Raw genomic sequence first — 4,449 nt, 5'->3', positions numbered from 1 at the left:
AAATTTTCCATGATATAGCACTATATATCTGGAAATTTTATTCACGTATCCGTATATTAAGTTCAACTACGGAAGTATTTCGCTTGAAATTTTTATTTAAAAAAATATAGGACAAACTTCACTCCTTCAAATTGTATTTTTCAAGTAATGGTAATATTTATATCCTGTATCGGCATAAACAATAAAAACTTTAGTCTTAATTGAGAGGTGAACTCTATCAAGGGAGAGAGGGAAATGGGGTGGTCCCGGTTAATCTCGGTTAGCCATAATTTCGGTGAAACTTCAGTTATTAAAATATCATAGACCTAAAATTCTACGTTCTGAGGAACAAAGGGTAAGGTTTACGGCAGAGTTCCGGGACATTCCTTGATATATTGACATATCGAATAATTAACAGGAGAGAAGTATTGTCTTCAGGCAGACAGACCCATAAGGTACAGGCGAGAAGCTTAGTAGTATGTTTCTGGACATTAAAGGAACTCGGTATGAGTATGGTACAATTGTCAAAACGATTAGAAATATCTCAGCCTACAGTAACCCAATTCGCAACCCGCGGTGAAAAAATTACAAAGGAAAACAAATTAAAACTATTGAAAAGTAAGTAATCAACATATCAAGGAACTTCCCAGGTCACTCCTGACGATGGCACAGAATTTTTTATTATGAAGATCTTTACAGTGCCTCGGACCCAATACTGACCATATTAGAAAATCGAGCTCAATGACGGAGCGACTACATTAAGAAAATATCTTATTTAAGAAGGGTTTCTTAAAAAAGTCTATTCTATCATGATTATCTGTTGTATCATTTTTTGAAATAACAGCCTTTTTTTCCTCTTTTTCGCCTTTTGTGTAAACCCAAGAACTCATTGTTTTCGATTTTGTCCATGAAGTTAAAATGACACTTAAATTGGCTTTTTCCGAAACTGATTTGCATGTTTTCCAATGATGATTCTGATAAGCTCCATGTCCCAAATCAAAACAATATTTCCCATGGTCACTTTCATCTTTATGCTTTTTGATATTACTGGAGATATACGCCCACCCCTTTCCGATAGGCATCTCTATTCGGGAGTTTCCAGGTGTTAGCCTCGGCGTGAAAATGTCATAGAATCTCCGGTTTAAAAATGTTTGGAAAAAAAAGATCAGTTAGGCATTTTTTTGACTAACTGATCTCTTTTATTATTCTTCTTTTACTTCCTTCATCCGATAGCTTTTACCTTCTATGACGACTGCTTCAGTATGGTGAAGCAAGCGGTCAAGCAGAGCGGATGTGAGCGTACTGTCATTGTTGAAGATTTTCGGCCAGTCCTTGAACACACGGTTGGTTGTGATAATAATAGACCCACGTTCATACCGCGCACTGATTATTTGGAAGAGCAGGTCAGCTCCATTTTTATCAATGGGCAGATACCCCAATTCATCAATGATGATTAATACAGGCTTGAGATATTTTTTCAATTCCTGTTTCAAACGTCCGGCGTGTTGCGCTGCGACCAGATTGTTGATGATATCTATGGCGGATACAAATAACACGGTATTCCCTTTCAGGCATGCCTGATATCCCAATGCGGATGCCAGATGGGTTTTCCCTACTCCAACACCCCCTATAAAAATAACGTTGCTTTTATCTTCAATGAACTTCAGGTGAAACAGATTTTGAACTTGAGCTCGATTGATTTTCCTGGGCCAGGACCAGTTAAATTGATCCAGGGTTTTAATAACCGGGAACCTGGCCATCCGGATACGGCGCTGGATGGTTCTGTCCCTGCGTAAATTTGATTCCTGTTTTACCAACTCGGATAAATAATGGATATGCGTCCATTGTTTGCGGGCTGCCAGTTGGCTTACTGTTTCATGGTTCTCACGTATATAGGGAAGTTTCAGGTAGAACAGTTCTTTTGTTAAATCATTTTTGCTCATATCAATCTCCTATGGTTTTATCGTAAATTGAAAGATCCGGGTTATCGATTGTTAAATCGAGTAAATCACTGCTGCGGGTCAGGTGAAGAGCACCCGGCTCTTTATGAGGGCGAGAGCGCTGTTCCAGCAGATTGGCAATATATTCACAGGAAAATGCCGCAAATGAAAAAGCATCTTCAATCGCCATTGCAACCTGTTCTTTTGAATAAATTTCACTTAAAGCAACGATTTGGCGGATATGATGAAACGGATTCATACGCCGCTGCGTAAGCTGCCGGTAATATTCCTGGGCTTTGTCGGATAAAGCCAGAAACCGCATATATATTTTCTGATCCCGTGCTTTTTTTCGCTGGGCCAAAAGCACTTTGGGGTGATCAGGATCTTCAAAGTCTTTTCTACGATCATAACTTCTAACATGCCGGGCAACCAGTTTATTATCGTGATAAAAACAAAGCCGATCAGGATACATTTTCATAGTCATGCGTACACCTGAAAGCTGGGCAGGAACACTGTAGTGGTTGGTATCAACGGTAACCCTGAACTGCCTGGATGCCCGCATTTGTTTGATCACAGCAATATCATAGGGTTCAATCGGCAATGGCTGCAGGACGCTTTTTTCTTCACGGAACATATCAACCGGTTTTTTACCTGTTTCACCATGAGTCCTTACATTGGCCACGGTGTCAAGCCAGTATCGCGCTACAGGTTTCATGACTTTAAAATCCGGGATATCCAGACCGTTTAGAAGATTCTTTTTGACATACCCGACACCGCTTTCCACCCGGCCTTTTTCATTGCCTTTACCCACATTGCAGGCAATGATCGAAAATCCATAGTGTTGTGCAAAATCAAGGTACCTGGGATTGAATACCGGAGCATGCCCTACGATGCGCTTTAATACGGCAGACTTCAGATTATCCACCATGATTTTTTTCGGAACCGCACCGAAAAATTGTAACGCGTTTTGGTGACATCCTAAAAAATGCTCCATTGTTTGAGATACGGTAAACTCAACATACATCATGCGGCTGTGACATAAAACCATCACAAAAAAACTCAATCTGCGTGTCGTTGAACCGACACGAACCGTCCCATATGATCCCCAATCCACCTGCGCGCATTCGCCGGGGGCAAAGGACAGTTTTAAATATGCTTTTGTTTTGGGAGGCCTGACTTTTCGTACATAATCTTCGACTATTGTTTTACCGCCATCAAAACCGTTTTCCTTTATTCGTTGAAAAATTTGCGCTGCAGTATATGGATGTTTTTCAAGCATCCGCAGGATGTCATTTTTAAAAAGATCGAGCTTGCTTTTGCGAGGTGTTGATTTTCGTGGTTGATATCTTTTTTTGTTGGCCCATCGTTCCACAGTGCGTTGATCCAGGCTCAATGCATCTGCTATCTGATTATACTTTAGGTTGTCATTTTCAAAATAATTTCTGATCCGAACATAAGTCTCATAGTCAATCATGACGTAACCTCCATGGCTTTTCTTAAAATATTTCCCAAACTCATTGCTGATTCGGCATGCCGCATTTTTTGGACGGGCCCAAGATCGAGCACCTGATAGAAGGGCTTTTGCCATGCCAAAAGACCAATTTCTATCAAGTCCGATCGTGCGTTTTGCAGGGCTTGCTGATCCATGGAGAGTTTGTTCATGAGGGATTTATCACCGTAATAGCTGAGTCCCTTCTCATCTGCCGCACAAGCCAGGAATAAATACAAGGCTGCCGCCGGGTGATTGCACCGATCAATATGTTTGTCGCTGATCAGCCGGTGATCAATCCAACTGAAGCTTCTTGGGATCTTACGCACCCTTTCGGGTAAAATCGGGGATTTTACAATCATGTTTTCCTCCTTTTTCTTTGAGTTGACAGTATAAAATATCCTGCCCGGATTGTTGCATACGAAAAAGGGTTGCCGCAATGTCATCTTGTAACGCAGAGCCGATAAAATTGGAAATTAATCCTATAATAACAGGAGGTTGTTTATTTAAGAAATCTTGTAACGCATTCGTTGCAATTTGCCTGTTATCATGTGTGTTTTCAATAGGTTGTGCTTTTAAGGAATCTTGTAACGCATTTGCCTTATTTGAACGTTTTCGTTTCCAATACCCCGGATTGTTCCTTCTCCACTCCTGAACCCGTTGAACATTTACAGGCCCGCAGAAGTGATCTTTGTTCTCCGGTTTATTAAGCCATTTTCTCTGACTGGCAACCTTACTTGCTTTGCGACATGCAAGCCGCCGGCAATATTTTTGCCTGTTTCGATTTCGATGGTCAGGTACGAATAACCGTTTACAATTTCTACATTTTATCCTTTTGATTAGTCCCATTCAAAATGTACCTCCAGATGGCACATACTATTTATGAACAGGCTTGTTTTGAGAAGGAATTTTTGAAGAAAAAACAGGAAGAAGAATGAAGAAAATGGTTTAAAATTATTTGTTTTTTTGAAGAAAAAGAACAGAAGAATATTTACATTTTCATGCCGGTGGGATAATTACATTTTTAAGTCGGCCCTGACA

The 4,449-nt window shown here is 40.4% G+C and carries 4 protein-coding genes; all 4 read right to left on the bottom strand.

Annotated elements, in window-relative coordinates:
- Nucleotides 1-737 precede the first annotated feature (737 nt).
- The 4 genes from QAI40_RS16880 to QAI40_RS16865 all read right to left on the bottom strand — a co-directional run bounded on the left by QAI40_RS16880 (nucleotide 738) and on the right by QAI40_RS16865 (nucleotide 3,770).
- Nucleotides 738-1,061, bottom strand: coding sequence for a hypothetical protein (locus tag QAI40_RS16880; RefSeq protein WP_299983955.1), 324 nt, complete (start codon nucleotides 1,059-1,061; stop codon nucleotides 738-740).
- A gap of 120 nt (nucleotides 1,062-1,181) precedes the next feature.
- A complete protein-coding gene (istB, locus tag QAI40_RS16875; protein ID WP_304511904.1) occupies nucleotides 1,182-1,922 on the bottom strand; it encodes an IS21-like element helper ATPase IstB in 741 nt (246 codons plus the stop codon).
- Between the two features lies 1 nt (nucleotide 1,923).
- On the bottom strand, nucleotides 1,924-3,393 hold the full coding sequence (gene istA / locus QAI40_RS16870) for an IS21 family transposase (protein WP_304511903.1): 1,470 nt from the start codon (nucleotides 3,391-3,393) through the stop codon (nucleotides 1,924-1,926).
- Nucleotides 3,390-3,770: a hypothetical protein gene (locus tag QAI40_RS16865; protein WP_299983961.1), complete on the bottom strand. Its 381-nt coding sequence runs from the start codon at nucleotides 3,768-3,770 to the stop codon at nucleotides 3,390-3,392. Before QAI40_RS16865 ends, istA begins: the two co-directional genes overlap by 4 nt.
- Nucleotides 3,771-4,449 lie beyond the last annotated feature (679 nt).

The organism is Desulfobacula sp., assembly GCF_030611305.1.
GTDB lineage: Bacteria > Desulfobacterota > Desulfobacteria > Desulfobacterales > Desulfobacteraceae > Desulfobacula.
This window is presented reverse-complemented; position numbering and strand designations above follow the sequence as displayed.

Bases quoted from the DNA above. Each gene is read 5' to 3' on its own strand.
- QAI40_RS16880 (WP_299983955.1), bottom strand. From the start codon at position 1,061: ATGCCTATCGGAAAGGGGTGGGCGTATATCTCCAGTAATATCAAAAAG.
- istB (WP_304511904.1), bottom strand. From the start codon at position 1,922: ATGAGCAAAAATGATTTAACAAAAGAACTGTTCTACCTGAAACTTCCC.
- QAI40_RS16865 (WP_299983961.1), bottom strand. From the start codon at position 3,770: ATGATTGTAAAATCCCCGATTTTACCCGAAAGGGTGCGTAAGATCCCA.
- istA (WP_304511903.1), bottom strand. From the start codon at position 3,393: ATGATTGACTATGAGACTTATGTTCGGATCAGAAATTATTTTGAAAAT.